The organism is Streptomyces sp. NPDC057854 (assembly GCF_042797055.1).
GTDB lineage: Bacteria > Actinomycetota > Actinomycetes > Streptomycetales > Streptomycetaceae > Streptomyces.
On sequence record NZ_JBHVMF010000018.1, the window covers coordinates 35,914 to 57,489 of the forward strand.

A 21,576-nucleotide genomic window follows, 5' to 3' on the forward strand; every position below is an offset into this window, starting at 1 on the left:
AGTACCACCATGAACCGCACCGTCCGCACCGCCGTCTCGGCCCTCGCCGCAGTCGGCCTCGCGTTCGGGCTCGGCGCCTGTTCCGAGGTGGCCGACAAGGCCGCCGACGAGGTCGACAAGGCCGTCACCGAGAGCTACGAGGTGACCTACGAGGTCACCGGCACGGACATCACGTCCATCGAGTACCACGCCGGCGACGGCACCGCGATGCAGCCGAAGGTCGAGACCGAGAAGAAGCCCGCCACGCCGTGGAGCAAGACGGTGAAGCTGCACGGCATCATGCCGCCCGCCGTCATGCCGGTGACCGCCAAGCCGGCCGACCTCGTCTGCAAGGTCGTCTACGAGGGCAAGGTCATCAAGGAGGCCAAGGGCGAGCAGGCCATGGCCGGCGGCTGCGTCGCCGTCTCCCCGGTCTTCAACTGACCCTCCCCGGGCTGGCATTCGGGCCCCGAAACCACCCCTGACCTGCGGCGGCAGCCGATTGTCAGTGGCGTGGTGCACCGTGGATCGCACAGCAGGTCGAACGATCTGGAGGGGGATCCATGACCGTGCCCGAAACCATCCCGCAGCCCGGCGCCGGTGCCGTCACGGACACCGGCCCGGGCGGCGCCCGGCCTGCCGCGGAGGCCCTGCGGCCCCACGCCGAGGACGCCTTCGCCCACGAACTCGCGGCGCTCGCCGCCACCGACGACCGCCCCAGGCCCGCCCGCTGGCGCCTCTCGCCCCGGGCCGTCGCCACCTACCTCCTCGGCGGCACGCTCCCCGACGGCACCGTGATCACGCCCAAGTACGTCGGACCCCGCCGCATCGTCGAGGTCGCCGTCACCACGCTCGCCACCGACCGCGCTCTGCTGCTCCTCGGCGTCCCCGGCACCGCCAAGACCTGGGTCTCCGAGCACCTCGCGGCAGCCGTCAGCGGCGACTCCACCCTCCTCGTCCAGGGCACCGCCGGCACCCCCGAGGAAGCCATCCGGTACGGGTGGAACTACGCCCGGCTGCTCGCCGAGGGCCCCAGCCGCGCCGCCCTCGTCCCCAGCCCCGTCATGCGGGCCATGGCCCAGGGCGCGACCGCCCGCGTCGAGGAGCTGACCCGCATCCCCGCCGACGTGCAGGACACGCTCATCACCATCCTGTCCGAGAAGACCCTGCCGGTCCCCGAACTCGGCGAGGAGGTCCAGGCCGTCCCCGGCTTCAACCTGATCGCCACCGCCAACGACCGCGACCGGGGCGTCAACGACCTGTCGAGCGCGCTCCGCCGCCGGTTCAACACCGTGGTGCTGCCGCTGCCCGCCAGCCCCGAGGACGAGGTCGAGATCGTCGCCCGCCGCGTGGAACAGCTCGGCCGCTCCCTCGAACTGCCCGCCCTGCCCGAGGGCGTCGAGGAGATCCGGCGGGTCGTCACCGTCTTCCGCGAACTCCGCGACGGCGTCACCGCCGACGGCCGCACCCGGCTCAAGTCCCCGTCCGGGACGCTCTCCACCGCCGAGGCCATCTCCGTCGTCACCGGCGGCCTCGCGCTCGCCGCCCACTTCGGGGACGGCGTGCTCCGCCCCTCGGACGTCGCCGCCGGACTCCTCGGCGCCGTCGTCCGCGACCCGGCCGCCGACCGCGTCGTCTGGCAGGAGTACCTGGAGACCGTGGTCCGGGAGCGCGACGGCTGGAAGGACTTCTACCGCGCCTGCCGCGAGGTGAGCGCATGACGGCCCTCGCCGCGGCGGACGCCCCGGCGGACGCGCGCGGGCGGGCCGACTGGCCCCTGCTGCTCGGGGTCCGCCACCACGGTCCCGGCTCCGCCCGCGGGGTGCGCGCCGCCCTGGACGCGGCCCGGCCCGACGCGGTGCTGATCGAGGGACCCGCCGAGGCCGACGCGCTCGTCGCCCTCGCCGCCGACCCGGAGATGCGCCCGCCCGTCGCCCTCCTCGCGCACGCCGCCGACGACCCCGGCCGGGCCGCCTTCTGGCCCTTCGCCGCCTTCTCGCCCGAGTGGACCGCCGTCCGCTGGGCCATCGGCCGGGGCGTCCCCGTCCGCTTCGTCGACCTGCCCGCCGCCCACACCCTCGCCACCGCCGACCCCACCTGGGGCGACGGCGAGGACGAGGCCGACGGCGGCGCCCGGATCGACCCGTTCGCCGAACTCGCCCGCGCCGCCGGGTGCGACGACCCCGAGCAGTGGTGGGAGGACGTCGTCGAACTCCGCGACGGCGCCGACCCGCTCGCCCCCTTCGCCGCCGTCGCCGACGCCATGGCCGCCCTCCGCGAGCGGTACGGCCACGGCGGGCACCCGCGCGACCTCGTCCGCGAGGCCCACATGCGACTCCGGCTGCGCGCCGCCCGCAAGGAGTTCGGCGACGCCGTCGCCGTCGTCTGCGGCGCCTGGCACGTGCCCGCCCTCGCCCGGCGGACCACCGTCACCGCCGACCGCGCCCTCCTCAAGGGCCTGCCCAAGGTGAAGACCGAACTGACCTGGGTGCCCTGGACCCACCGCCGGCTCGCCCGCCGCTCCGGATACGGCGCCGGGATCGAGTCCCCCGGCTGGTACGGCCACCTGTTCGCCGCCCCCGACCGGCCCGTCGAACGCTGGATGACCAAGGTCGCCGGACTGCTCCGGGAGGCCGACCACCCCGTCTCCTCCGCCCACGTCATCGAGGCCGTCCGGCTCGCCGAGACCCTGGCCGCCCTGCGCGGCCGGCCGCGCCCCGGCCTCGACGAGACCACCGACGCCGTCCGGGCCGTCCTCTGCGACGGCTCCGACGTGCCGCTCGCCCTCGTCCGGGACCGGCTCGTCGTCGGCGACGTCCTCGGCGAGGTCCCGGCCGCCGCCCCCGCCGTCCCGCTCCAGCGCGACCTCAGCCGGCTCCAGCGCTCGCTGCGCCTCAAGCCCGAGGCCGACGAGCGGGAGCTCGGCCTCGACCTGCGCGGCGAGACCGACGCCGCCCGCAGCCGCCTGCTGCACCGGCTGCGGCTCCTCGGCGTCGACTGGGGCGAGCCCGCCGCCGGCCGCGCCGGCACCGGCACCTTCCGCGAGACCTGGCGGCTGCGCTGGCAGCCCGAACTGCACGTCCGGGTCGCCGAGGCAGGCGTCTGGGGCACCACCGTCGAGGCCGCCGCCACCGCGCGGGCCGAGGCCCGGGCCCTCGCCGCCGACACCCTCGGCGAGATCACCGCGCTCGCCGAGCGGTGCCTGCTCGCCGGGCTCACCGACGCGCTCCCCGCCGTCCTCGGCGCCCTCGCCGACCGGGCCGCGCTCGACGCCGACGTGGCGCACCTGGCCGACGCGCTGCCCGCCCTCGCCCGCGCGCTGCGGTACGGGGACGTGCGCGGCACCGACACGGCCGCGCTCGCCGGCGTCGCCGCGGGCCTCGCCGAGCGGATCTGCGTGGGCCTCCCGCCCGCCTGCGTCCACCTCGACGCCGACGCCGCCGCGCAGATGCGGGACCGCCTGGACGCCGTGCACTCCGCCATCGGCCTCCTGCCCGGACCGGACGAGGGCCCGGACGCGCTCGTGCTCCGCTGGGCCGGGGTGCTGCGGCGGCTCGCCGGCGGCGAGCGGGTGCCCGGGGTGATCCGGGGGCGGGCGGCCCGGACCCTGCTGGACGAGGGACGGCTCGCGGACGACGAGACCGCGCGGCTCATGGGACTGGCCCTCTCGCCCGGCACCCCGCCCGCCGACGCCGCCGCCTGGATCGACGGGTTCGTCGGCGGACCCGGCGGCGGACTGCTCCTGGTCCACGACGACCGGCTCCTCGCCCTCCTCGACGGCTGGCTCGCCGGCGTGCCCGCCGACGCGTTCACCGACGTCCTCCCGCTGCTGCGGCGCACCTTCGGGGCGTACGAGCCCGGTGTCCGCCGCACCCTCGGCGAGCTGGCCGCGCGCTGGCCCGGGTCCACCGCCCCCGGCCCCGCCGCCCCCGTCCCCGGGTTCGCCGCCGCGCTCGACGCGGAGCGCGCCGACGGCGTCCTGCCCCTGCTCCGGCTCGTCCTCGACGGCCCCGACACGGAGGAACCCGCATGAGCAGCACCGACGAGCGGCTGCGCCGCTGGCGGCTGGTCCTCGGCGGCGCCGCGGACGAGACCGCCGGCCGCGCCCTCTCCGGCACCGACGCCGCCATGGACGCCGCCCTCGCCGCCCTCTACGACAGCCGGGACGGGCGGGACGGCCGCGACGGCGGCGGGGAGCGCGCCGGCGGGCTGGGCGGCTCCGCGCCCTCCGTCGCCCGCTGGCTCGGCGACATCCGCGGCTACTTCCCCAGCTCCGTCGTGCAGATCATGCAGCGCGACGCCATCGACCGGCTCGGGCTCTCCGCGCTGCTCCTGGAGCCGGAGATGCTGGAGGCCGTCGAGCCCGACGTCCACCTGGTCGGCACCCTGCTGTCGCTGAACAAGGCGCTGCCCGAGACCACCCGGGAGACCGCCCGGGCCGTCGTCCGCAAGGTCGTCGCCGGCCTGGAGGCCCGGCTCGCGGCCCGTACCCGGGCGACCGTCACCGGCGCCCTCGACCGGACCGCCCGGATCAGCCGCCCCCGCCACCGGGACATCGACTGGGACCGCACCCTGCGGGCCAACCTGAAGCACTACCTCCCCGAGCACCGCACGGTCGTCCCCGAGCGGCTGATCGGCCACGGCCGCGCCTCCCGCGGGGTCCGCAAGGAGGTGGTGCTCTGCATCGACCAGTCCGGCTCGATGGCCGCGTCCGTGGTGTACGCCTCCGTGTTCGGCGCCGTCCTCGCCTCGCTGAGGTCCGTCGCCACCCGGCTCGTCGTCTTCGACACCTCCGTCGTCGACCTCACCGACGCCCTCGACGACCCCGTCGACGTCCTCTTCGGCACCCGGCTCGGCGGCGGCACCGACATCAACCGGGCGCTCGCCTACTGCCAGTCCCGGATCACCCGCCCCGCCGACACCGTCGTCGTCCTCGTCAGCGATCTGTACGAGGGCGGCATCCGCGACGAGATGCTGAAGCGGGTCGCCGCGATGAAGGCGTCCGGCGTGCAGTTCGTCGCCCTGCTCGCCCTCTCCGACGAGGGCGCCCCCGCCTACGACCGCGAGCACGCCGCCGCGCTCGCCGCCCTCGGCGCCCCCGCCTTCGCCTGCACCCCCGACCTCTTCCCCGAGGTGATGGCCGCCGCCCTGGAGATGCGGCCGCTGCCGATACCCGACACCGCCTGACCGTCGGCCGGCCCCGTACGGAATCCGTCGTCGCCGGGCCACCCGGACGGGTGGCCGCGGGCCGACTGAGGCCCATATCACACTCCCGGCCGAGTGCCCCTCACCCCGTCCGCCGGTGTGGCGTGAGGGGCGCAACCCCCGCCCCCCGCCTGCCCCGTCGGGGCCGGAGGTGTCCGTGCGGGGGGCCACGGACAGCCCGTTCGCCCCTACGTTCTGTGACCCGTATCACCGCGCGGTTGTGATCTGCGATTTAGGGACCCACGTCCCACGGGGATAACCTGCGAGACGGACATGCCGCGTCCACGGACACCGTGTACGCCTCCCTAGTGACAGCGCAGTCACGTTGCCCTCCGCGGCACGCCCACGCAGACAACGAACCGCGATCATCTAGAAAAGGGACGCGCGTGGACCTGTTCGAGTACCAGGCGAGGGACCTCTTCGCCAAGCACGGTGTACCGGTGCTGGCCGGTGAAGTCATCGACACGCCTGAGGCGGCGCGCGAGGCCACCGAGCGTCTTGGCGGCAAGTCGGTCGTCAAGGCCCAGGTGAAGGTCGGCGGCCGCGGCAAGGCCGGCGGCGTCAAGCTCGCCGCCACCCCGGACGAGGCCGTCGCCCGCGCGACGGACATCCTGGGCATGGACATCAAGGGCCACACGGTCCACAAGGTGATGATCGCGGAGACCGCTCCGGAGATCGTCGAGGAGTACTACGTCTCGTACCTCCTCGACCGCACCAACCGCACCTTCCTCGCCATCGCCTCCGTCGCCGGCGGCATGGACATCGAGCAGGTCGCCGAGGAGACCCCCGAGAAGGTCGCCAAGGTCCCGGTGGACGCCAACAAGGGCGTCGACATCGAGAAGGCCCGCGAGATCGTCGCCGCCGCCCAGTTCCCGGCCGAGGTCGCGGACAAGGTCGCCGACGTCCTCGTGACCCTGTGGAAGACCTTCGTCGCCGAGGACGCCCTCCTCGTCGAGGTCAACCCGCTCGCGAAGGTTGCCTCCGGCGAGGTCATCGCCCTCGACGGCAAGGTCTCCCTGGACGCCAACGCCGACTTCCGCCAGCCGGAGCACGAGGCGCTGGAGGACAAGGACGCGGCCGACCCGCTGGAGGCCGCGGCCAAGGCCAAGGGCCTCAACTACGTGAAGCTCGACGGCTCCGTCGGCATCATCGGCAACGGCGCCGGCCTGGTCATGTCGACCCTGGACGTCGTCGCGTACGCCGGTGAGAACCACGGCGGCGTGAAGCCGGCCAACTTCCTCGACATCGGCGGCGGCGCCTCCGCCGAGGTCATGGCGAACGGCCTGGAGATCATCCTCGGCGACAAGGACGTCAAGTCCGTGTTCGTCAACGTCTTCGGCGGCATCACCGCCTGCGACGAGGTCGCCAACGGCATCGTGCAGGCCCTGGAGCTCCTCGCCTCGAAGGGCGAGGAGGTCACCAAGCCGCTGGTCGTGCGCCTCGACGGCAACAACGCGGAGCTGGGTCGCAAGATCCTGTCGGACGCCAACCACCCGCTGGTGCAGCGCGTGGACACCATGGACGGCGCGGCCGACAAGGCCGCCGAGCTCGCGGCTGCGAAGTAAGGGAAGAGGGACAGAACAGCCATGGCTATCTTCCTCAACAAGGACAGCAAGGTCATCGTCCAGGGCATGACCGGTGCCACGGGCATGAAGCACACCAAGCTCATGCTGGGTGACGGCACCAACATCGTCGGCGGCGTGAACCCGCGCAAGGCCGGCACCGTCGTCGACTTCGACGGCACCGAGGTCCCCGTCTTCGGCACCGTCGCCGAGGCCATGGAGAAGACCGGCGCCAACGTCTCGGTCCTCTTCGTGCCGCCGGCCTTCGCCAAGGCCGCCGTGGTCGAGGCCATCGACGCCGAGATCCCGCTCGCCGTCGTCATCACCGAGGGCATCGCCGTCCACGACTCCGCCGCGTTCTACGCGTACGCCGTGGAGAAGGGCAACAAGACCCGCCTCATCGGCCCGAACTGCCCCGGCCTCATCACCCCGGGCCAGTCGAACGCCGGCATCATCCCGGGCGACATCACCAAGCCGGGCCGCATCGGCCTGGTCTCGAAGTCCGGCACGCTGACGTACCAGATGATGTACGAGCTCCGTGACCTCGGCTTCTCCTCCGCCGTCGGCATCGGTGGCGACCCGGTCATCGGCACCACGCACATCGACGCCCTCGCGGCGTTCGAGGCGGACCCCGACACCGACCTGATCGTCATGATCGGCGAGATCGGCGGCGACGCCGAGGAGCGCGCGGCCGACTTCATCAAGGCCAACGTCACCAAGCCGGTCGTCGGCTACGTCGCGGGCTTCACCGCGCCCGAGGGCAAGACCATGGGCCACGCCGGCGCCATCGTCTCCGGCTCCTCCGGCACCGCCCAGGCGAAGAAGGAGGCCCTGGAGGCCGCCGGTGTGAAGGTCGGCAAGACCCCCACCGAGACCGCCAAGCTGGCGCGCGCCATCCTCGCGGGCTGACGCACCACGGCGAGACCGTAAGCGAGTGGGCCCCGCCCCTCCCGGGAGACCGGGCGGGGGCGGGGCCCACTCGCGTGCCGGCTACCCCGTGAAGGGCACCAGCCGCTCCGGGCCCGGGTTCGGCTCGGACCGCAGCCTGTCGCGCAGCTCCACGTCCTCCTCGCCGAGCTTCTGCGGGCCGCCGCGCACCGGGACGCCGTTCACGACCTGCCCGGGCGCGATGTCCGGGATGTAGCGGGTGGGCGCGGTCACCGCCGTCAGGGCCGTCACGCCGATGAGGGCCGCCGTCACGCCGGCCACCGTCCGCGTCATCCGCCGGGCCCGCCGCTCGCTGCCGCCCCGGACCGCCCGCGCCTCCGGCAGCGTCGCCGTCGGCGCCTCCGCGACCAGCGTGGCGAGGCGCCGCTGCAGCGCGTCCGGGTCGGCCAGCTCCGGCACCGCCCGGCCGAGGGTCGCGTGCGCGTACAGCAGGCGGTTCGCGGCGGCCGGGGTGCTCGCCTCCGTCTCCGCCGCCGTCTCGGGCAGGTCGAGCCCGAGCCCGTCGTAGAGCAGCACGGTCCGGCGGTACGGCGCCGGCAGGTCCAGCAGCGCGCCCAGCAGCGCCCGCCGCCCGGCCTCGGTGGGCGGGGCGTCGGGGTGCTTGTGGGTGCGGCGCAGCCGGTGCCAGGGCGAGAGGGCGTACTCGTACGCCGCCGCCCGCACCCAGCCGACCGGGTCGGCGTCCACGGCCACCTCGGGCCAGTGCTCCCAGGCGTGCCGGAAGGCGTGCTCGACGGCCTCGCGGGCGAGCAGGCGGCGCCCGGTCAGCAGGAACGTCTGGTGGGCGAGCCCCGGGGCCGCGTACCCGTACAGCGCGTCGAACGCCTGCTCGGGCGTGAGCGCCGCCGGCTCCGGCGCCCGCTCCCGTGCGCGCTCCGGCTCCTGCACCGGCGCGGGCTCCTGCTCCGGTGCGAGCTCCCGGCCTCGCGCCGACCGCTCCGGCGCGCGTTCCGCCGGCGGTTCCGGTTTCAGGCGCTCCTCGGGGGCGCGCCGCGCGGGCGCCGAAGCGGCGGCGGGTGCGGGGGAGGGGGCGCGGGGCGGCTTGGCGGCGCGTTTCGCGGCGGCCCTCGGCCGGACGTTGCCGGCCGGCGGCGGGGTCGGGCCGCGGTCCGCCGGCGCCCCGGTGAGCAGCTTCAGGTACGCCTCGCGCTTGCGGCCCCGGGGGGACGAGCGGCCGGTCTCCCACGCCTTGACCGTGGCCTTCGTGACGCCCATGGCCTCGGCGACCTGTTCCTCGCTCAGGGCGAGCGCCTCGCGCAGCCGGCGCCGCTCCTTCGGTGCCGGCAGCGCGGCGGCGGTGGAGGGGGGCGCGGTGTCGCCGCCCCGGCTCGTCTGGCTCATCGACGTCGACCTCCCGCGGAGCACCTCTGGGCGGAAAAGTACATAAACGTATATTGAGCGACACAACGGAGGTTTGCCTGTTACGCCGCGAAAGCGCGTGTCGTTGGCAGCATGGCCCCGTGACCCAGCTGACCGAGCACTCCCTGGCCCAGGGCGGGCGTTCCGCCGCCTTCGCCACCGCCTGCGTGCGCGGCGGGGTCGCCGCCGGGCTGGGCCTGGGCGCGCTCGCGGTCCTGGTGATCGTCGCCTGGATCGGCTCGCCGTTCGCCGACAGCGGCGCGGGCGGCGCCCTGCACCTCGCCGCCGGACTGTGGCTGCTCGCCCACGGCGTGGACCTGGTGCGCACCGACACCCTCAGCGGGGTGCCCGCGCCGCTCGGGATCGTGCCGCTGCTGACCGCCGTGCTGCCGGTCTGGCTGGTCTTCCGGACCGCCCGGTCCACGCTCGATCCGGCCGACGCGACCCGCCCGCGGCCCTCGCCGGCGGGCGCGCTCGGCGCGGTCTCCGGCGGATACCTGCTGGTCGCGGCCGTGATCGTGGTCTTCAGCGCGAGCGGCCCGCTGCCCGCCGACCTGGTCACCGCCGGGCTGTGGCTGCCGGGCGTGGTGCTGGGCGCGGCGGGCGCCGGGGTCTGGACCGCGCTGGGCCGGCCGCTGCCGGGCCGGGAGGAGACGGCGGCGGCGCTGCGCGGCGCGGCCACGGGACTGGTGACGCTGCTGGCCGGCGGGGCGGTGCTCGCGGGGACCGCGCTGGTCTGGCGCGCGGGCGCGGCCCGGGCGTCGTACGAGGGCCTTGCGGGGGAGTGGTCCGGTCGGGTGATGCTGGCGCTGCTCGTCGTCACCCTGCTGCCGAACGCGGCGGTCTGGGCGGCGGTGTACGGCCTGGGCCCGGGGCTCGTTCTCGGCACGGGCGCGCTGGCGACGCCGCTGGGGCTGGCCGGCGACCCGGCCGTGCCGCCGTTCCCGCTGCTCGCGGCGCTGCCGCCGGAGGGGCGCGGCGGCTGGCCGCAGTGGGCCGCGGCGGCCGTGCCGCTGGTCGCGGCGGTGGCGCTGGGCCGTTCAGTGGGCCGGGCGGCCGGCACCGGCGGGGCCCGGGAGACGGCGCTGGCGGCGCTGGGCGCGGCCTGGGTCTCCGGGGCGGCGGTCGCGGTGCTGGCGGGCGCGGCCGGCGGCCCGCTCGGCTCGGGCCGGCTGCTGGCCTTCGGGCCGGTGGCGTGGCAGGCGGGCGCGGCGGCGGTGCTGTGGGGGGTGGCCGTGGGCCTGCCGACGGCGCTGGCGGTACGGGCCTGGCGCCGCCGGGAGCCCCGGGTGCGGACGCCGAAGGCCCCGAGGCCCCCGAAGCCGCCGAAGCGGCCGGGGAAGCCGGAGCCGGTGCTCGCGGCGGCCGGAGCCGCCTCGGGCTCCCGGGAGCGGCAGGGCCTTACGGGCCCCGACCTGTCCCTGGACGACGAGGGCTACGAGCCGTACGACTACCTCCCGGCCGCCTGGGAGACCCCGGCCCCGCCCGCCCCGGACGCGCGACCGCCCCGGCCGTCGGCGACGACCGGGGCGGAAGGCCCGGCGGGGGAGGCCCCGACGGGCGAAGACGCACCGCACGAGGGCGTACCGGACGCAGGCGCCCCGCACGAGGGCCCGGCGGCCGGCAGCCCGGCGGCCGACGGCCCCGCGTCCGTCTAGTCGCGGACCCCGAAGCCGTCCCGCAGCGGCTTGGGCAGCAGGTCGTTGCAGGCCACCGCCCCCGCGTGGGTGAGGGCGTCGTCCCGGCACTCGTAGAAGTCCTTGTAGACCAGCTGCATCGTGAAGCCGACGGCCACGATCGCCAGGGCCACCGCCGACGCCACCAGGCCGCTGATCGCCGCCGTCCGCATCGAGCGGGCCGGGCTCGGGGCGGCCGGCGCCGTGGACGGGCGTCCCGAGGGCTGGGACGCGGGCTGTGATTCCGGCGACACCTCGGCCGCCCGCTTCGGCTTGGCCCGCAGCGCGCTGATCCCCCAGTACAGCGAGAGGGCGCCGAGCAGCAGTGCCAGCTCGGGGATGTCGAAGATCGCGAAGAAGAAGGCCCACATGCCGCCGAGGACCGCGTACCGGGCGCGCCGCTGGGCCGGGTCCGTCGGGTCCCAGCGCAGCCCGGGCCGCTCCGGCCCCGACCCGCCGGTCCCGCCGCCCTGGCCTCCCTGGCGCTCCGGGCCGCGCCCGAAGCCGTCCGACGAACGGCCCGGCTGGCGCGGGCTCCAGCGCCCGTCGGGCGAGCCCGTCACGGGCGACGACGACGGTTCGGCCCGGTCGCCGTCCTGGCCCTCCCGGCCGTCCGACCCCTCCGGCAGACGCGGCTGCCACGGCTGGTCGGGCTTGCCCTCGGGCGGCGGGGCGAACGGGTTGTTGTCGTTCGTGGACTGGCGATCCGGCATCTGCTGGACGTCTTCCCTCTGTCGTCGTGACCGTCGTCGCACCGGGTGGCACACCGGCGTCGGACCCTGACGCTACCGCCCTGCCCCGCCCCCGTCCCGTGGGGGCCGCCAGGAGTGCCGGTATCGTTGCTGACGGTCGAGCCATTCGTAGGGTTCCCCGTATCGACGGGCACGATTCGTTCGTAGGACCGCACAATAACCACGGAAAGAGTGACCCAGTGGCTGCCGCCCGCCTTGTCGTTCTGGTCTCCGGGTCGGGTACCAACCTCCAGGCCCTGCTCGACGGCATCGCCGCCGACCCCGAGGGCTTCGGCGCGGAGATCGTCGCCGTCGGCGCCGACCGCGGCGCCATCGTGGGCCTGGAGCGGGCCGAACGCGCCGGGATCCCCACCTTCGTGTGCCGGGTGAAGGACCACGCCAGCCGTGAGGAATGGGACCGCGCCCTGACCGAGGCCACCGCCGCGTACGCGCCGGACCTCGTCGTCTCGGCCGGCTTCATGAAGATCCTCGGCAAGGAGTTCCTCGCCCGGTTCGGCGGCCGGGTCGTCAACACCCACCCGGCGCTCCTCCCCAGTTTTCCCGGTGCCCACGGGGTGCGTGACGCGCTCGCCCACGGCGTGAAGGTCACCGGGTGCACCGTCCACTTCGTCGACGACGGCGTCGACACCGGCCCGATCATCGCCCAGGGCGTGGTCGAGGTGCGGGAGTCGGACGATGAAGCCGCTCTGCACGAGCGCATCAAGGAAGTCGAGCGCTCGCTGCTCGTCGACGTCGTGGGGCGCCTCGCCCGGCACGGCTACCGCATTGAGGGACGAAAGGTTCAGATCGGTGAACACGGACACCGTTAAGCCCATCCGCCGCGCGCTGGTCAGCGTCTACGACAAGACCGGTCTGGAGGAGCTGGCCCGCGGTCTGCACGAGGCCGGTGTCGAGCTCGTCTCCACCGGCTCCACCGCCGGGAAGATCGCCGCCGCCGGCGTACCGGTCACCAAGGTCGAGGAGCTGACCGGCTTCCCCGAGTGCCTGGACGGCCGCGTCAAGACGCTGCACCCGCGCGTGCACGCCGGCATCCTCGCCGACCTGCGCCTGGAGTCGCACCGCGAGCAGCTGGCCGAGCTGGGCGTCGAGCCCTTCGACCTGGTCGTCGTGAACCTCTATCCGTTCCGCGAGACCGTCGCCTCCGGCGCCACCCCGGACGAGTGCGTCGAGCAGATCGACATCGGCGGCCCGTCGATGGTCCGCGCCGCCGCCAAGAACCACCCGTCGGTCGCCATCGTCACCAGCCCCGAGCGGTACGCCGACGTGCTCGCCGCCGTCCAGGCCGGCGGCTTCGACCTGACCGCCCGCAAGCGGCTCGCCGCCGAGGCGTTCCAGCACACCGCCGCGTACGACGTGGCCGTCGCCTCCTGGTTCGCCGACGACTACGCGGCGGCGGACGACAGCGGCTTCCCCGACTTCCTGGGCGCCACCTACACGCGCAAGAACGTCCTGCGCTACGGCGAGAACCCGCACCAGGGCGCCGCGCTCTACGTCGACGGCACCGGCGGCCTCGCGGAGGCCGAGCAGCTGCACGGCAAGGAGATGTCGTACAACAACTACACGGACACCGACGCCGCGCGCCGGGCCGCGTACGACCACGCCGAGCCCTGCGTCGCGATCATCAAGCACGCCAACCCGTGCGGCATCGCGATCGGCGCGGACGTCGCCGAGGCCCACCGCAAGGCCCACGCGTGCGACCCGCTCTCCGCGTTCGGCGGCGTCATCGCCGTCAACCGCCCGGTCTCCGTGGAGATGGCCGAGCAGGTCGCCGAGATCTTCACCGAGGTCATCGTCGCCCCCGGCTACGAGGACGGTGCCGTGGAGATCCTCGCCAAGAAGAAGAACATCCGCGTGCTGAAGGCCGAGGGCGCCCCGAGCAACCCGGTCGAGGTGAAGCCCGTCGACGGCGGCGCCCTGCTCCAGGTCACCGACCGCCTCCAGGCCGACGGCGACGACCCGGCGAACTGGACCCTCGCCACCGGCGAGGCCCTGTCCGCCGACGAGCTCGCCGAGCTCGCCTTCGCCTGGAAGGCGTGCCGCGCGGTCAAGTCCAACGCGATCCTGCTCGCCAAGGACGGCGCCTCCGTCGGCGTCGGCATGGGCCAGGTCAACCGCGTCGACTCCGCCAAGCTCGCCGTCGAGCGGGCCGGCGAGGAGCGCGCCCGCGGCTCGTACGCGGCCTCCGACGCCTTCTTCCCCTTCCCCGACGGCCTGGAGATCCTCACCGCGGCCGGCGTGAAGGCGGTCGTCCAGCCCGGCGGCTCGATGCGCGACGAGCTCGTCGTCGAGGCCGCGGAGAAGGCCGGCGTGACGATGTACTTCACCGGCACCCGCCACTTCTTCCACTGACCGGCACGCGCCTGTGGGGCCCTCCTCGTCAGGAGGGCCCCACGGGCGTCTCTGGTCTAATGGACGGGCCCTGGCCCGGCCGGCAGTAGTGGAGACGTGGTGTTGGACGTACTGAGACGACCGTCGGCGGACCCCGCCGGTGAACGGCCCGCCGAGGACCCCGCCGCCGCGCCCGTCCCGTACCTCCCGTACGTCCTGATCGCGGTCGTCCTCACCGGTCTGTACTTCCTCTACTCCTGGGTGCAGTACGACCACTTCCGCACCCCCTCCTGGGACCTCGGCATCTTCGGGCAGGCCGTCCGCTCCTACGCCGAGTTCCGGCTCCCGGTCTCCGACATCAAGGGCCCCGGCTTCCCCATACTCGGCGACCACTTCAGCCCGGTGACGGCGCTCCTCGCCCCGCTCTACTGGATCTGGCCCTCGCCGGTCTGCCTGCTCTTCGCGCAGGCCGCGCTCTTCGCCGGCTCCGCCGTGATCGTCGGCCGCACCGCCCAGCAGATCCTCGGCAGCCGGGCCGCGGGCCTCGCGCTCACGGTCGCGTACGGGCTCTCCTGGGGCCTCCAGGAGGCCGTGAAGTCCGACTTCCACGAGATCGCCTTCGCCGTCCCGCTGCTCGCCCTCACCTGCCGGGCCCTCCTCCTCGGCCGCTGGACCGCCGCCGTCGCCTGGTCGGCGCCGCTCGTCCTCGTCAAGGAGGACATGGGGCTCACCGTCGCCATGGTCGGCGTCGTCCTCGCCCTCAAGGGCCAGAAGAAGCTCGGCGCCGCCCTCGCGGGCTTCGGCGTCGCCTTCTTCGCCCTCACCGTCCTCGTCCTCATCCCCGCCGCCAGCAAGCTCGGCCAGTACGACTACTGGGCCAAGATCGAGAAGACCGGCGCCGGCGCCGAGACCTCCCTCGGCCAGATCGCCGTCTCCGCGGTCACCTCCGGCGAGCGCTGGGAGATGGTCCTGTACCTGCTCGCCATCACCGGCTTCCTGGCGCTGCGCTCCCCGCTGGTCCTGCTCGTCCTGCCCACCCTCGGCTGGCGCTTCGTCTCCCAGGACGCCAACCACTGGGGCATGCACTGGCACTACAGCGCCGTCCTGATGCCGGTCGTCTTCCTGGCCCTGGCCGACGCCGTCCGCGCGGTCCGCACCTCGCCGCGCGCCTGGCTCGCCGCGTACGGGAAGGTCGCCGTCGCCGCCGCCACGGCCGTCGCGCTCACCCTGGCCGCGAACCTGCCGCTGCGCGACCTGCTGAAGCCGGAGACGTACGCCGCCGACGCCCGCGCCGAGCAGGCGCGCGCCGCCGTCGCCGCGGTCCCCGAGGGCGCCAGCGTGGAGGCCGACGTGCCGCTCCTCGCCCACCTCACCGCGGACCACACGGTCTACTGGGTCGGCACGTCGAAGGGCGCCACCCCCGACTACCTCGCGCTCGACCTGCGCGGCTGGTCGGGCCAGACACAGGACCCGGCCGTGACGGCTTCGCAGTTGCATCCGGAGGCGGCGTACGAGGTCGTCCACCGCTCCGAGGGCTTCGCGGTGCTGAAGCGGAGGTAGCCGCAGCGGAAGCGGCGGACACGCCGAAGGGCCCGGTTCCAGGCGGAACCGGGCCCTTCGGCGTGCGGACGGCTCAGAAGCGCGGGCGCTTGAACCAGGCGGCGGCGTCGGCCTTCGCGAAGAAGACGATGATCAGCACGCCGAGCGCCAGGGCGGCCACGGAGGCGTTCTGGCCCTGGGCCACGTTCGCCACACCGCCCAAGGTGACCAGCGAGCCGTAGACGATGGCGGAGATCCGGATGCCGTTGCCGCCGTTGGCGACCTTGGCGGCGATGACGACGCCCCAGATGCCGAGCGCGATCGCGAACACGGCGAGGCCGAGGACCACACCGGTCACGGCGTCGGACGAGGAGGAGCTGCTGTTCGCGTAGGTGCCCGCCAGGGCGGCGACCGCGATGCCGCCGAGGATCTGGAGGATCGCGATGATCCAGACCAGCACCCGGGCCGTCTTGACGGTGCCGGGCATGACGGCCATGCCGGGCGCGCCGTACGGGGCGCCGGGGTAGGGGCCGTACGGGGAGGCGGGCGGGGCGGCCGGGTAGCCGTAGGCGCCCTGCTGCGGGACGCCCTGCGGGGCCTGCGGGTAGCCGTAGCCCGGCTGACCCTGCGGGGGCTGGCCGTAGGGGTTGTTCGGTTCGCCGAAGCTCATCGGGGTTCCTCCGTGAAGGTCTCGTGCGGGGACGGACGCGGCCCGCGAGGAGGGACTTTCCCGGTGTGTGAGCGGATTCCCCCCGGCACTTTCCGCGGCACTGGCTGGTTATCGTCGTCGCAGCCGCGAGGTGTTGTCCAGTCGGTACGGGCCGGAGTTGTGCACGTGCAATCCTCCGCGCCCGCCCCGCTCCGCCGCGCGGGGCGCCGCCGGACCCCCGGGCCGCGCCCCGGGCGGGAGCCGGGACGGCGGCGAATTGGAATCAGGCGGGGGTCATCCGGGAGGATGTCCCCATGAGCGCCCAGATTCTCGATGGCAAGGCCACCGCGGCCGCGATCAAGTCCGACCTGACCGTCCGTGTGGCGGCCCTCAAGGAGCAGGGCGTCACGCCCGGACTCGGCACCGTCCTGGTCGGCGACGACCCGGCCAGCCAGAAGTACGTGGCGGGCAAGCACCGCGACTGCGCGCAGGTCGGCATCGCGTCCATCCAGCGCGAACTCCCCGCGACCGCCACGCAGGAGGAGATCGAGGCGGTCGTCCGGGAGCTCAACGAGGACCCGGCGTGCACCGGTTACATCGTCCAGCTGCCGCTGCCGAAGGGCATCGACGAGAACCGGATCCTGGAGCTCATGGACCCGGCGAAGGACGCCGACGGCCTGCACCCGACCAACCTCGGCCGGCTCGTCCTCAACGAGCCCGCCCCGCTGCCCTGCACGCCGAACGGCATCGTCACCCTGCTCCGCGCCCACGGCGTGGAGATCAACGGCGCCGAGGTCGTCGTCGTCGGCCGCGGCGTCACCATCGGGCGCCCGATGCCGCTCATCCTGACCCGCCGCTCCGAGAACGCCACCGTGACGCAGTGCCACACCGGCACCCGCGACCTCTCGGCGCACCTGCGGAACGCCGACATCATCGTGGCCGCCGCCGGCGTGCCGCACCTGATCAAGCCGCAGGACGTGAAGCCGGGCGCGGCCGTCCTCGACGTCGGCGTCTCCCGCAACGCCGAGGGCAAGATCATGGGCGACGTGCACCCGGACGTCGCCGAGGTGGCCGGCTGGATCTCCCCGAACCCCGGCGGCGTGGGCCCGATGACCCGCGCGCAGCTGCTCGTCAACGTCGTCGAGGCCGCGGAGCGCGCGGCCGCGGCGCACTGACATGACCTCGGGGAGCCCGGCGTCGCCCGGGGCCCCGGACGGCCCGCGGGAGCTGCCGCGCGGCCGGGTGGCGAAGTCGCGGCGGGTGCGGGGATCGCGCCGGCCGCCGACCGTCACCACCGACACGGCCACGCCCGAGGGCGGCGGCCGGGCGGCGGGCGGCGACGCCCCCGCGCCGGCCCGGCAGTGGCCGCTGCTCCTCGTGCTGGGGACGGCGGCGCTCGGACTGCTCGTGGTGGGGACGGACCCCTTCTGGCAGTCCTTCCGGGTCGGGACGATGATGGTCGGCGCCGCGCTGCTGCTCGGCGCGGTGCTGCGGCGGGTGCTGCCCTCGGTCGGCATGCTCGCGGTCCGCTCGCGCTTCACCGACATGATCACGTACGGCGTGATGGGCTCGCTGATCGTGCTGCTCGCGCTCATGGTGCAGCCGAAGCCCTGGCTGAAGATCCCGTTCCTCGAGGACATCCTCCATCTGACGGTGACCTGAGCCCGCGTCCGGGCACGACGACGGCGCCCGCCCTCTCCCCCGTGGGAGGGCGGGCGCCGTCGTGATCAAGGGTCATGTACGCGCCAACGAAAGGGCAAGTTCGGGCCGCGCGCTGTGGCACGGAGGTGACCATTCCGGTACATCCGGACCCCCGGGACGGGGTCCCGCTCGCCGCCGCGAGCTGCCATCCTTCGGGGGGAGGCGGGACGGCAGGGACGAGGGGGGCACACATGTCGGCGTGGAAGTCGCTGTCCGGCGAACTGGATCCGGACGTACGGGCGTTCACCGCGCGCCTGCGGCTGGTCATCGACCGCAGCGGCCTCGGCGTCGTCGCCGTCGCCGAACGCACCGGACACGACCGGGCCGACTGGGACGCCTACCTCCACGCCCGCCGGCCCGTGCCCCGGAGCGCCGTCGTCGCGCTCTCCGACGTCACCGGCGCCGACCTCGGCCCCCTCACCGCCGCGTGGGAGCACGCCGACCGCGCCTGGAAGCGCCTCCTGCGCGAGCGGGCCGTACCGGCCGAGGCAGCCGAGCCGGAGGACGGCGCACGGTACGGGGGCCGCGCGCCGGAGGGTGGGGGCCGCGCGCCGGAGGGCGTACGGGAGCGGAGCCCGGAGCCGCGGGACGAGCCGCCCGCCGAACAGACCCTGCGCTTCCGGAAGGCCGTACCGCCGGACGCCACGCCCGCGGCGGGACCCGCGCCCGCCTCCGTACCCGCGCCCGCGCCGGGACCCGCGAGTGCGCCCGTACCCCCTCCCGTACCCGCCCCCGCCCCGCGCGCGGCGCGGCGGGGTGGGCCGCTGCTCTACGCCGCCGGGATCGCCGGGGCCGCGCTCGTCGTCACCGCCGCCGTCCTCCTCGCCGACCTCGGGGGGTCCGGCGGCGGCGCCGCGCCGGCCGCCGCCCCGACGCCGTCCGCGACCACCGCCGCGCCCGCGCCGACCCCGAGCCTGCCCGAGGGGGTCCGCTGCACCGGCGCCGACTGCGGCGGCCTCGACCCGGAGGACATGGGCTGCGGCGGGCCGCACGCGGTCACCGTCGCGAGCACCCGGATCGGCACCGCGTTCGTCGAGGTCCGCTACAGCGAGGTCTGCGCCGCCGCCTGGGCCCGGATCACCGCCGGGTCGGCCGGCGACGAGGTCAGCGTCCAGTCCGGGACCGCCGTCCGGGTGGCGAACGTCCTGGCGGGCGGCGACACCGACGCGTACACCGCGATGATCCCGGTCGGCTCCGGAGGCGACGCGCGCGCCTGCGCGGCCCTCACCGGCGGCGAGGACGGCTGCACGGGAGAGTGAAACGCCGACGGGGTGAGCCGCACCACAAGGGGGTGGGGGTGCGCGGGGGCCCGGGTCCGATAGCCTGACCGCCGGATATCTCTTCACGTCGAGACATCGATCGATCATGAAGCGGTATCCAGACTCAGGGGCAGGGACCCCCACCGCCAGCTGTCTTACGGAGATCGCCATGACCCGCACTCCCGTGAATGTCACCGTGACCGGCGCGGCCGGCCAGATCGGCTACGCGCTGCTCTTCCGCATCGCCTCCGGCCACCTGCTCGGCAAGGACGTGCCGGTCAAGCTGCGCCTCCTCGAGATCCCGCAGGGCGTCAAGGCCGCCGAGGGCACCGCCATGGAGCTCGACGACTGCGCGTTCCCGCTGCTCAAGGGCATCGACATCTTCGACGACCCGAACAAGGGCTTCGAGGGCGCCAACATCGGCCTGCTCGTCGGCGCCCGCCCGCGCGGTCCGGGCATGGAGCGCGGCGACCTGCTCGCGGCGAACGGCGGCATCTTCAAGCCGCAGGGCGAGGCCATCGCCGCGCACGCCGCCGACGACATCAAGGTCCTCGTGGTCGGCAACCCGGCCAACACCAACGCCCTCATCGCCCAGGCCAACGCCAAGGGCGTCCCGGCCGAGCGCTTCACCGCGATGACCCGCCTGGACCACAACCGCGCGCTGACGCAGCTGGCCCAGAAGACCGGCTCCTCGGTCACCGACATCAAGCGCCTGACCATCTGGGGCAACCACTCCGCCACCCAGTACCCGGACATCTTCCACGCGGAGATCGCCGGCAAGAACGCGGCGGACGTCGTCAACGACGAGGCGTGGCTGGCCGACACCTTCATCCCGACCGTCGCCAAGCGCGGCGCCGCGATCATCGACGCCCGGGGCGCGTCCTCCGCCGCCTCGGCCGCCAACGCCGCCATCGACCACGTCCACACCTGGGTCAACGGCACCGCCGAGGGCGACTGGACCTCCATGGGCGTCCCGTCCGACGGCTCCTACGGCGTCCCGGAGGGCCTGATCTCCTCCTTCCCGGTCACCTGCAAGGACGGGAAGTACGAGATCGTCCAGGGCCTGGAGATCAACGACTTCTCCCGCGCCCGCATCGACGCCTCCGTCAAGGAGCTGTCCGAGGAGCGCGACGCCGTCCGCGAGCTCGGCCTCATCTGAGCCGTCCCGCAGTTCCTCCCACGCCCCCGGCCGGGTCCCCGGCCGGGGGCGTGGTGCGTTCGGGAGGTTTTTTCGTCATCCCGTGTTGTGCGTGTCCCTCGGAATGTAGTACTTCTTATACATGAGCGAGCAGGTGCATAACAGGCTCTCGGTCGTCAGGGCCGAGCGGAAGGTTTCCCGGCAGGCGCTGGCCGAGGCAGTGGGCGTCCACTACCAGACCATCGGCTACATCGAGCGCGGCCAGTACAACCCCAGCCTCGACCTGGCCCTCAAGCTGGCCCGGTTCTTCGAGCTGCCGGTGGAGGCGTTGTTCTCCCTGGAGCCGTTCCAGCCGCTCACCGCAGAGGTCTACGGGAGGAAGCAGTGATGACCGCGACGCGCTTCGACCAGCGCATGTACACCGTCATGAACCGGCGGGAGGCGGCGGCCCTCTACGCCACCGCGGCCCGCCGCCGCGCCGTCGTCGGCGTGCACGTCGCCCTCACGGCCGTGGGCGTCGTGGCCTGGAACGCCACCGTCTTCGCGGACGACACCATCGGCCTGATCGCCGTCCTGGCCGTCCTGCTGCCGTGGATCATCGCCACCGGCGCGATCAACGCCGCCACCCGGGGCCTGCTCGAACTGCGCGGCCGGATGCTCGACGAGCGGCAGCTCGTCGAGCGGGACCGGGTCCGGGCGACGGCCCACCGCGTCACCGGCTGGCTGCTGCTCGCCGCCACCGCCGCCCTGGCGGTGCTGGCCCGGACCACGGACGTCGAACTGGGCGGGCTCGCCCTGCCGTTGATGGTCGGCGTGTTCGTCGTGCACCGCATGATGCCGCTGTGGATCGCGATGCTCCGCACCGAGGACGAGCCCGCCGACGCGGACGCCTGACGGCACGGCCTCCGTACCGTCAGGCGTCCCGGCTCAGCCCTTGCGCGGGGTGTACTGGCCCGGCACCATCCGGGTCGTGACGGCGATCCGGTTCCACGCGTTGATGACGACGATCGCGCCGATCACCCGCGCCAGTTCGTCCTCGTCGAAGTGCTCGGCCGCCGCCGCGTACACCTCGTCGGGGACGAAGCCGTCGGTGAGCACGGTGACCGCCTCGGTGAGGGCGATCGCGGCCAGCTCCCGCTCCGTGTAGAAGTGCCGGGACTCCTGCCAGGCGGACAGCTGGACGATCCGCTCCACCGTCTCGCCCTCGGCGACGGCGTCCTTGGTGTGCATGTCGAGGCAGAAGGCGCAGTGGTTGAGCTGCGAGGCCCGGATCTTGATCAGGTGGTACAGCACCGGGTCCACGCCCTTGGCGGCCTCCTGCTCCAGCCGGCTCATGGCCCGGTAGAACTCGGGAGCCCGCTCGAACATGTTCATGCGCGGGGTGTGCGCGTGGGCGAGGGACGGGGTGGCGGAGGAGTGCGTCGTGGTGGTGGTCATGGCGCCACCGTACGAAGCCGATGGCATGCCGCTATGGTCCATTC

The 21,576-nt window shown here is 74.4% G+C and carries 20 protein-coding genes; 16 read left to right on the forward strand and 4 right to left on the reverse strand.

Annotated elements, in window-relative coordinates:
* The first annotated feature begins 9 nt into the window (after positions 1-9).
* The 6 genes from ACFVQZ_RS24590 (at position 10) to sucD (ending at position 7,655) form a co-directional block, all read left to right on the forward strand.
* Positions 10-423: a hypothetical protein gene (locus ACFVQZ_RS24590; RefSeq protein WP_030494335.1), complete on the forward strand. Its 414-nt coding sequence runs from the start codon at positions 10-12 to the stop codon at positions 421-423.
* Positions 424-542: 119 nt separating this feature from the next.
* Positions 543-1,700: an AAA family ATPase gene (locus ACFVQZ_RS24595; protein ID WP_030494336.1), complete on the forward strand. Its 1,158-nt coding sequence runs from the start codon at positions 543-545 to the stop codon at positions 1,698-1,700.
* The gene (locus ACFVQZ_RS24600) at positions 1,697-4,012 is read left to right on the forward strand and encodes a DUF5682 family protein (protein ID WP_383626081.1); all 2,316 of its coding nucleotides are present in this window, start codon (positions 1,697-1,699) and stop codon (positions 4,010-4,012) included. Before ACFVQZ_RS24595 ends, ACFVQZ_RS24600 begins: the two co-directional genes overlap by 4 nt.
* Positions 4,009-5,166: a VWA domain-containing protein gene (locus ACFVQZ_RS24605; protein ID WP_383626083.1), complete on the forward strand. Its 1,158-nt coding sequence runs from the start codon at positions 4,009-4,011 to the stop codon at positions 5,164-5,166. The genes ACFVQZ_RS24600 and ACFVQZ_RS24605 overlap by 4 nt, the downstream gene beginning before the upstream one ends.
* Before the next feature lie 404 nt (positions 5,167-5,570).
* A complete protein-coding gene (sucC, locus tag ACFVQZ_RS24610) occupies positions 5,571-6,749 on the forward strand; it encodes an ADP-forming succinate--CoA ligase subunit beta (RefSeq protein ID WP_030494338.1) in 1,179 nt (392 codons plus the stop codon).
* Positions 6,750-6,770: 21 nt separating this feature from the next.
* A complete protein-coding gene (gene sucD / locus ACFVQZ_RS24615; protein WP_030494339.1) occupies positions 6,771-7,655 on the forward strand; it encodes a succinate--CoA ligase subunit alpha in 885 nt (294 codons plus the stop codon).
* Positions 7,656-7,736: 81 nt separating this feature from the next.
* Here the strand turns inward: sucD and ACFVQZ_RS24620 are convergent, their stop codons facing one another.
* A complete protein-coding gene (locus ACFVQZ_RS24620; RefSeq protein ID WP_383626087.1) occupies positions 7,737-9,035 on the reverse strand; it encodes a helix-turn-helix domain-containing protein in 1,299 nt (432 codons plus the stop codon).
* Between the two features lie 119 nt (positions 9,036-9,154).
* Between ACFVQZ_RS24620 and ACFVQZ_RS24625 the strand changes: the two genes are divergently transcribed.
* A complete protein-coding gene (locus tag ACFVQZ_RS24625; protein WP_383626090.1) occupies positions 9,155-10,711 on the forward strand; it encodes a DUF6350 family protein in 1,557 nt (518 codons plus the stop codon).
* Here the strand turns inward: ACFVQZ_RS24625 and ACFVQZ_RS24630 are convergent.
* Positions 10,708-11,442 (reverse strand): hypothetical protein, encoded by a 735-nt coding sequence (locus ACFVQZ_RS24630; protein WP_383626093.1) that lies wholly within the window; start codon positions 11,440-11,442, stop codon positions 10,708-10,710. The genes ACFVQZ_RS24625 and ACFVQZ_RS24630 overlap by 4 nt on opposite strands.
* Positions 11,443-11,660: 218 nt before the next feature.
* Here ACFVQZ_RS24630 and purN point away from each other — a divergent pair, with 218 nt between their 5' ends.
* The 3 genes from purN to ACFVQZ_RS24645 all read left to right on the forward strand — a co-directional run bounded on the left by purN (position 11,661) and on the right by ACFVQZ_RS24645 (position 15,369).
* Positions 11,661-12,290: a phosphoribosylglycinamide formyltransferase gene (purN, locus tag ACFVQZ_RS24635; RefSeq protein WP_383626096.1), complete on the forward strand. Its 630-nt coding sequence runs from the start codon at positions 11,661-11,663 to the stop codon at positions 12,288-12,290.
* Entirely contained in the window at positions 12,271-13,830 is a 1,560-nt protein-coding gene (purH, locus tag ACFVQZ_RS24640; protein WP_030494344.1) for a bifunctional phosphoribosylaminoimidazolecarboxamide formyltransferase/IMP cyclohydrolase, read from the forward strand. The genes purN and purH overlap by 20 nt, the downstream gene beginning before the upstream one ends.
* A gap of 102 nt (positions 13,831-13,932) precedes the next feature.
* Positions 13,933-15,369 (forward strand): DUF2079 domain-containing protein, encoded by a 1,437-nt coding sequence (locus ACFVQZ_RS24645; RefSeq protein ID WP_107645420.1) that lies wholly within the window; start codon positions 13,933-13,935, stop codon positions 15,367-15,369.
* A gap of 73 nt (positions 15,370-15,442) precedes the next feature.
* Here the strand turns inward: ACFVQZ_RS24645 and ACFVQZ_RS24650 are convergent, their stop codons facing one another.
* Positions 15,443-16,018 carry a hypothetical protein gene (locus tag ACFVQZ_RS24650; RefSeq protein ID WP_030494346.1) on the reverse strand — a complete coding sequence of 192 codons (576 nt, stop codon included), beginning with the start codon at positions 16,016-16,018 and terminating at the stop codon, positions 15,443-15,445.
* Between the two features lie 293 nt (positions 16,019-16,311).
* Here ACFVQZ_RS24650 and ACFVQZ_RS24655 point away from each other — a divergent pair, with 293 nt between their 5' ends.
* The 6 genes from ACFVQZ_RS24655 (at position 16,312) to ACFVQZ_RS24680 (ending at position 20,989) form a co-directional block, all read left to right on the forward strand.
* Positions 16,312-17,172 carry a bifunctional methylenetetrahydrofolate dehydrogenase/methenyltetrahydrofolate cyclohydrolase gene (locus tag ACFVQZ_RS24655; RefSeq protein ID WP_030494347.1) on the forward strand — a complete coding sequence of 287 codons (861 nt, stop codon included), beginning with the start codon at positions 16,312-16,314 and terminating at the stop codon, positions 17,170-17,172.
* A gap of 1 nt (position 17,173) precedes the next feature.
* Positions 17,174-17,659, forward strand: coding sequence for a DUF3017 domain-containing protein (locus tag ACFVQZ_RS24660; RefSeq protein WP_081958997.1), 486 nt, complete (start codon positions 17,174-17,176; stop codon positions 17,657-17,659).
* Positions 17,660-17,889: 230 nt separating this feature from the next.
* Positions 17,890-18,957, forward strand: coding sequence for a DUF2690 domain-containing protein (locus ACFVQZ_RS24665; RefSeq protein WP_383626101.1), 1,068 nt, complete (start codon positions 17,890-17,892; stop codon positions 18,955-18,957).
* Positions 18,958-19,126: 169 nt separating this feature from the next.
* Complete coding sequence (locus ACFVQZ_RS24670; RefSeq protein WP_030494350.1) at positions 19,127-20,116, forward strand: malate dehydrogenase; 990 nt, start codon at positions 19,127-19,129, stop codon at positions 20,114-20,116.
* 121 nt (positions 20,117-20,237) lie between these two features.
* A complete protein-coding gene (locus ACFVQZ_RS24675) occupies positions 20,238-20,483 on the forward strand; it encodes a helix-turn-helix transcriptional regulator (protein ID WP_030494351.1) in 246 nt (81 codons plus the stop codon).
* Positions 20,483-20,989 carry a hypothetical protein gene (locus ACFVQZ_RS24680; protein ID WP_030494352.1) on the forward strand — a complete coding sequence of 169 codons (507 nt, stop codon included), beginning with the start codon at positions 20,483-20,485 and terminating at the stop codon, positions 20,987-20,989. Before ACFVQZ_RS24675 ends, ACFVQZ_RS24680 begins: the two co-directional genes overlap by 1 nt.
* A gap of 33 nt (positions 20,990-21,022) precedes the next feature.
* Here ACFVQZ_RS24680 and ACFVQZ_RS24685 read toward each other — a convergent pair whose 3' ends face one another.
* Positions 21,023-21,532: a carboxymuconolactone decarboxylase family protein gene (locus ACFVQZ_RS24685; protein WP_030494353.1), complete on the reverse strand. Its 510-nt coding sequence runs from the start codon at positions 21,530-21,532 to the stop codon at positions 21,023-21,025.
* Between the last annotated feature and the right edge of the window lie 44 nt (positions 21,533-21,576).

Coding starts and splice junctions, on each gene's coding strand:
- ACFVQZ_RS24590 (WP_030494335.1), top strand. CDS start 10: ATGAACCGCACCGTCCGCACCGCCGTCTCGGCCCTCGCCGCAGTCGGC.
- ACFVQZ_RS24595 (WP_030494336.1), top strand. CDS start 543: ATGACCGTGCCCGAAACCATCCCGCAGCCCGGCGCCGGTGCCGTCACG.
- ACFVQZ_RS24600 (WP_383626081.1), top strand. CDS start 1,697: ATGACGGCCCTCGCCGCGGCGGACGCCCCGGCGGACGCGCGCGGGCGG.
- ACFVQZ_RS24605 (WP_383626083.1), top strand. CDS start 4,009: ATGAGCAGCACCGACGAGCGGCTGCGCCGCTGGCGGCTGGTCCTCGGC.
- sucD (WP_030494339.1), top strand. CDS start 6,771: ATGGCTATCTTCCTCAACAAGGACAGCAAGGTCATCGTCCAGGGCATG.
- ACFVQZ_RS24620 (WP_383626087.1), bottom strand. CDS start 9,035: ATGAGCCAGACGAGCCGGGGCGGCGACACCGCGCCCCCCTCCACCGCC.
- ACFVQZ_RS24630 (WP_383626093.1), bottom strand. CDS start 11,442: ATGCCGGATCGCCAGTCCACGAACGACAACAACCCGTTCGCCCCGCCG.
- ACFVQZ_RS24650 (WP_030494346.1), bottom strand. CDS start 16,018: ATGAGCTTCGGCGAACCGAACAACCCCTACGGCCAGCCCCCGCAGGGT.
- ACFVQZ_RS24655 (WP_030494347.1), top strand. CDS start 16,312: ATGAGCGCCCAGATTCTCGATGGCAAGGCCACCGCGGCCGCGATCAAG.
- ACFVQZ_RS24660 (WP_081958997.1), top strand. CDS start 17,174: ATGACCTCGGGGAGCCCGGCGTCGCCCGGGGCCCCGGACGGCCCGCGG.
- ACFVQZ_RS24665 (WP_383626101.1), top strand. CDS start 17,890: ATGTCGGCGTGGAAGTCGCTGTCCGGCGAACTGGATCCGGACGTACGG.
- ACFVQZ_RS24670 (WP_030494350.1), top strand. CDS start 19,127: ATGACCCGCACTCCCGTGAATGTCACCGTGACCGGCGCGGCCGGCCAG.
- ACFVQZ_RS24675 (WP_030494351.1), top strand. CDS start 20,238: ATGAGCGAGCAGGTGCATAACAGGCTCTCGGTCGTCAGGGCCGAGCGG.
- ACFVQZ_RS24680 (WP_030494352.1), top strand. CDS start 20,483: ATGACCGCGACGCGCTTCGACCAGCGCATGTACACCGTCATGAACCGG.
- ACFVQZ_RS24685 (WP_030494353.1), bottom strand. CDS start 21,532: ATGACCACCACCACGACGCACTCCTCCGCCACCCCGTCCCTCGCCCAC.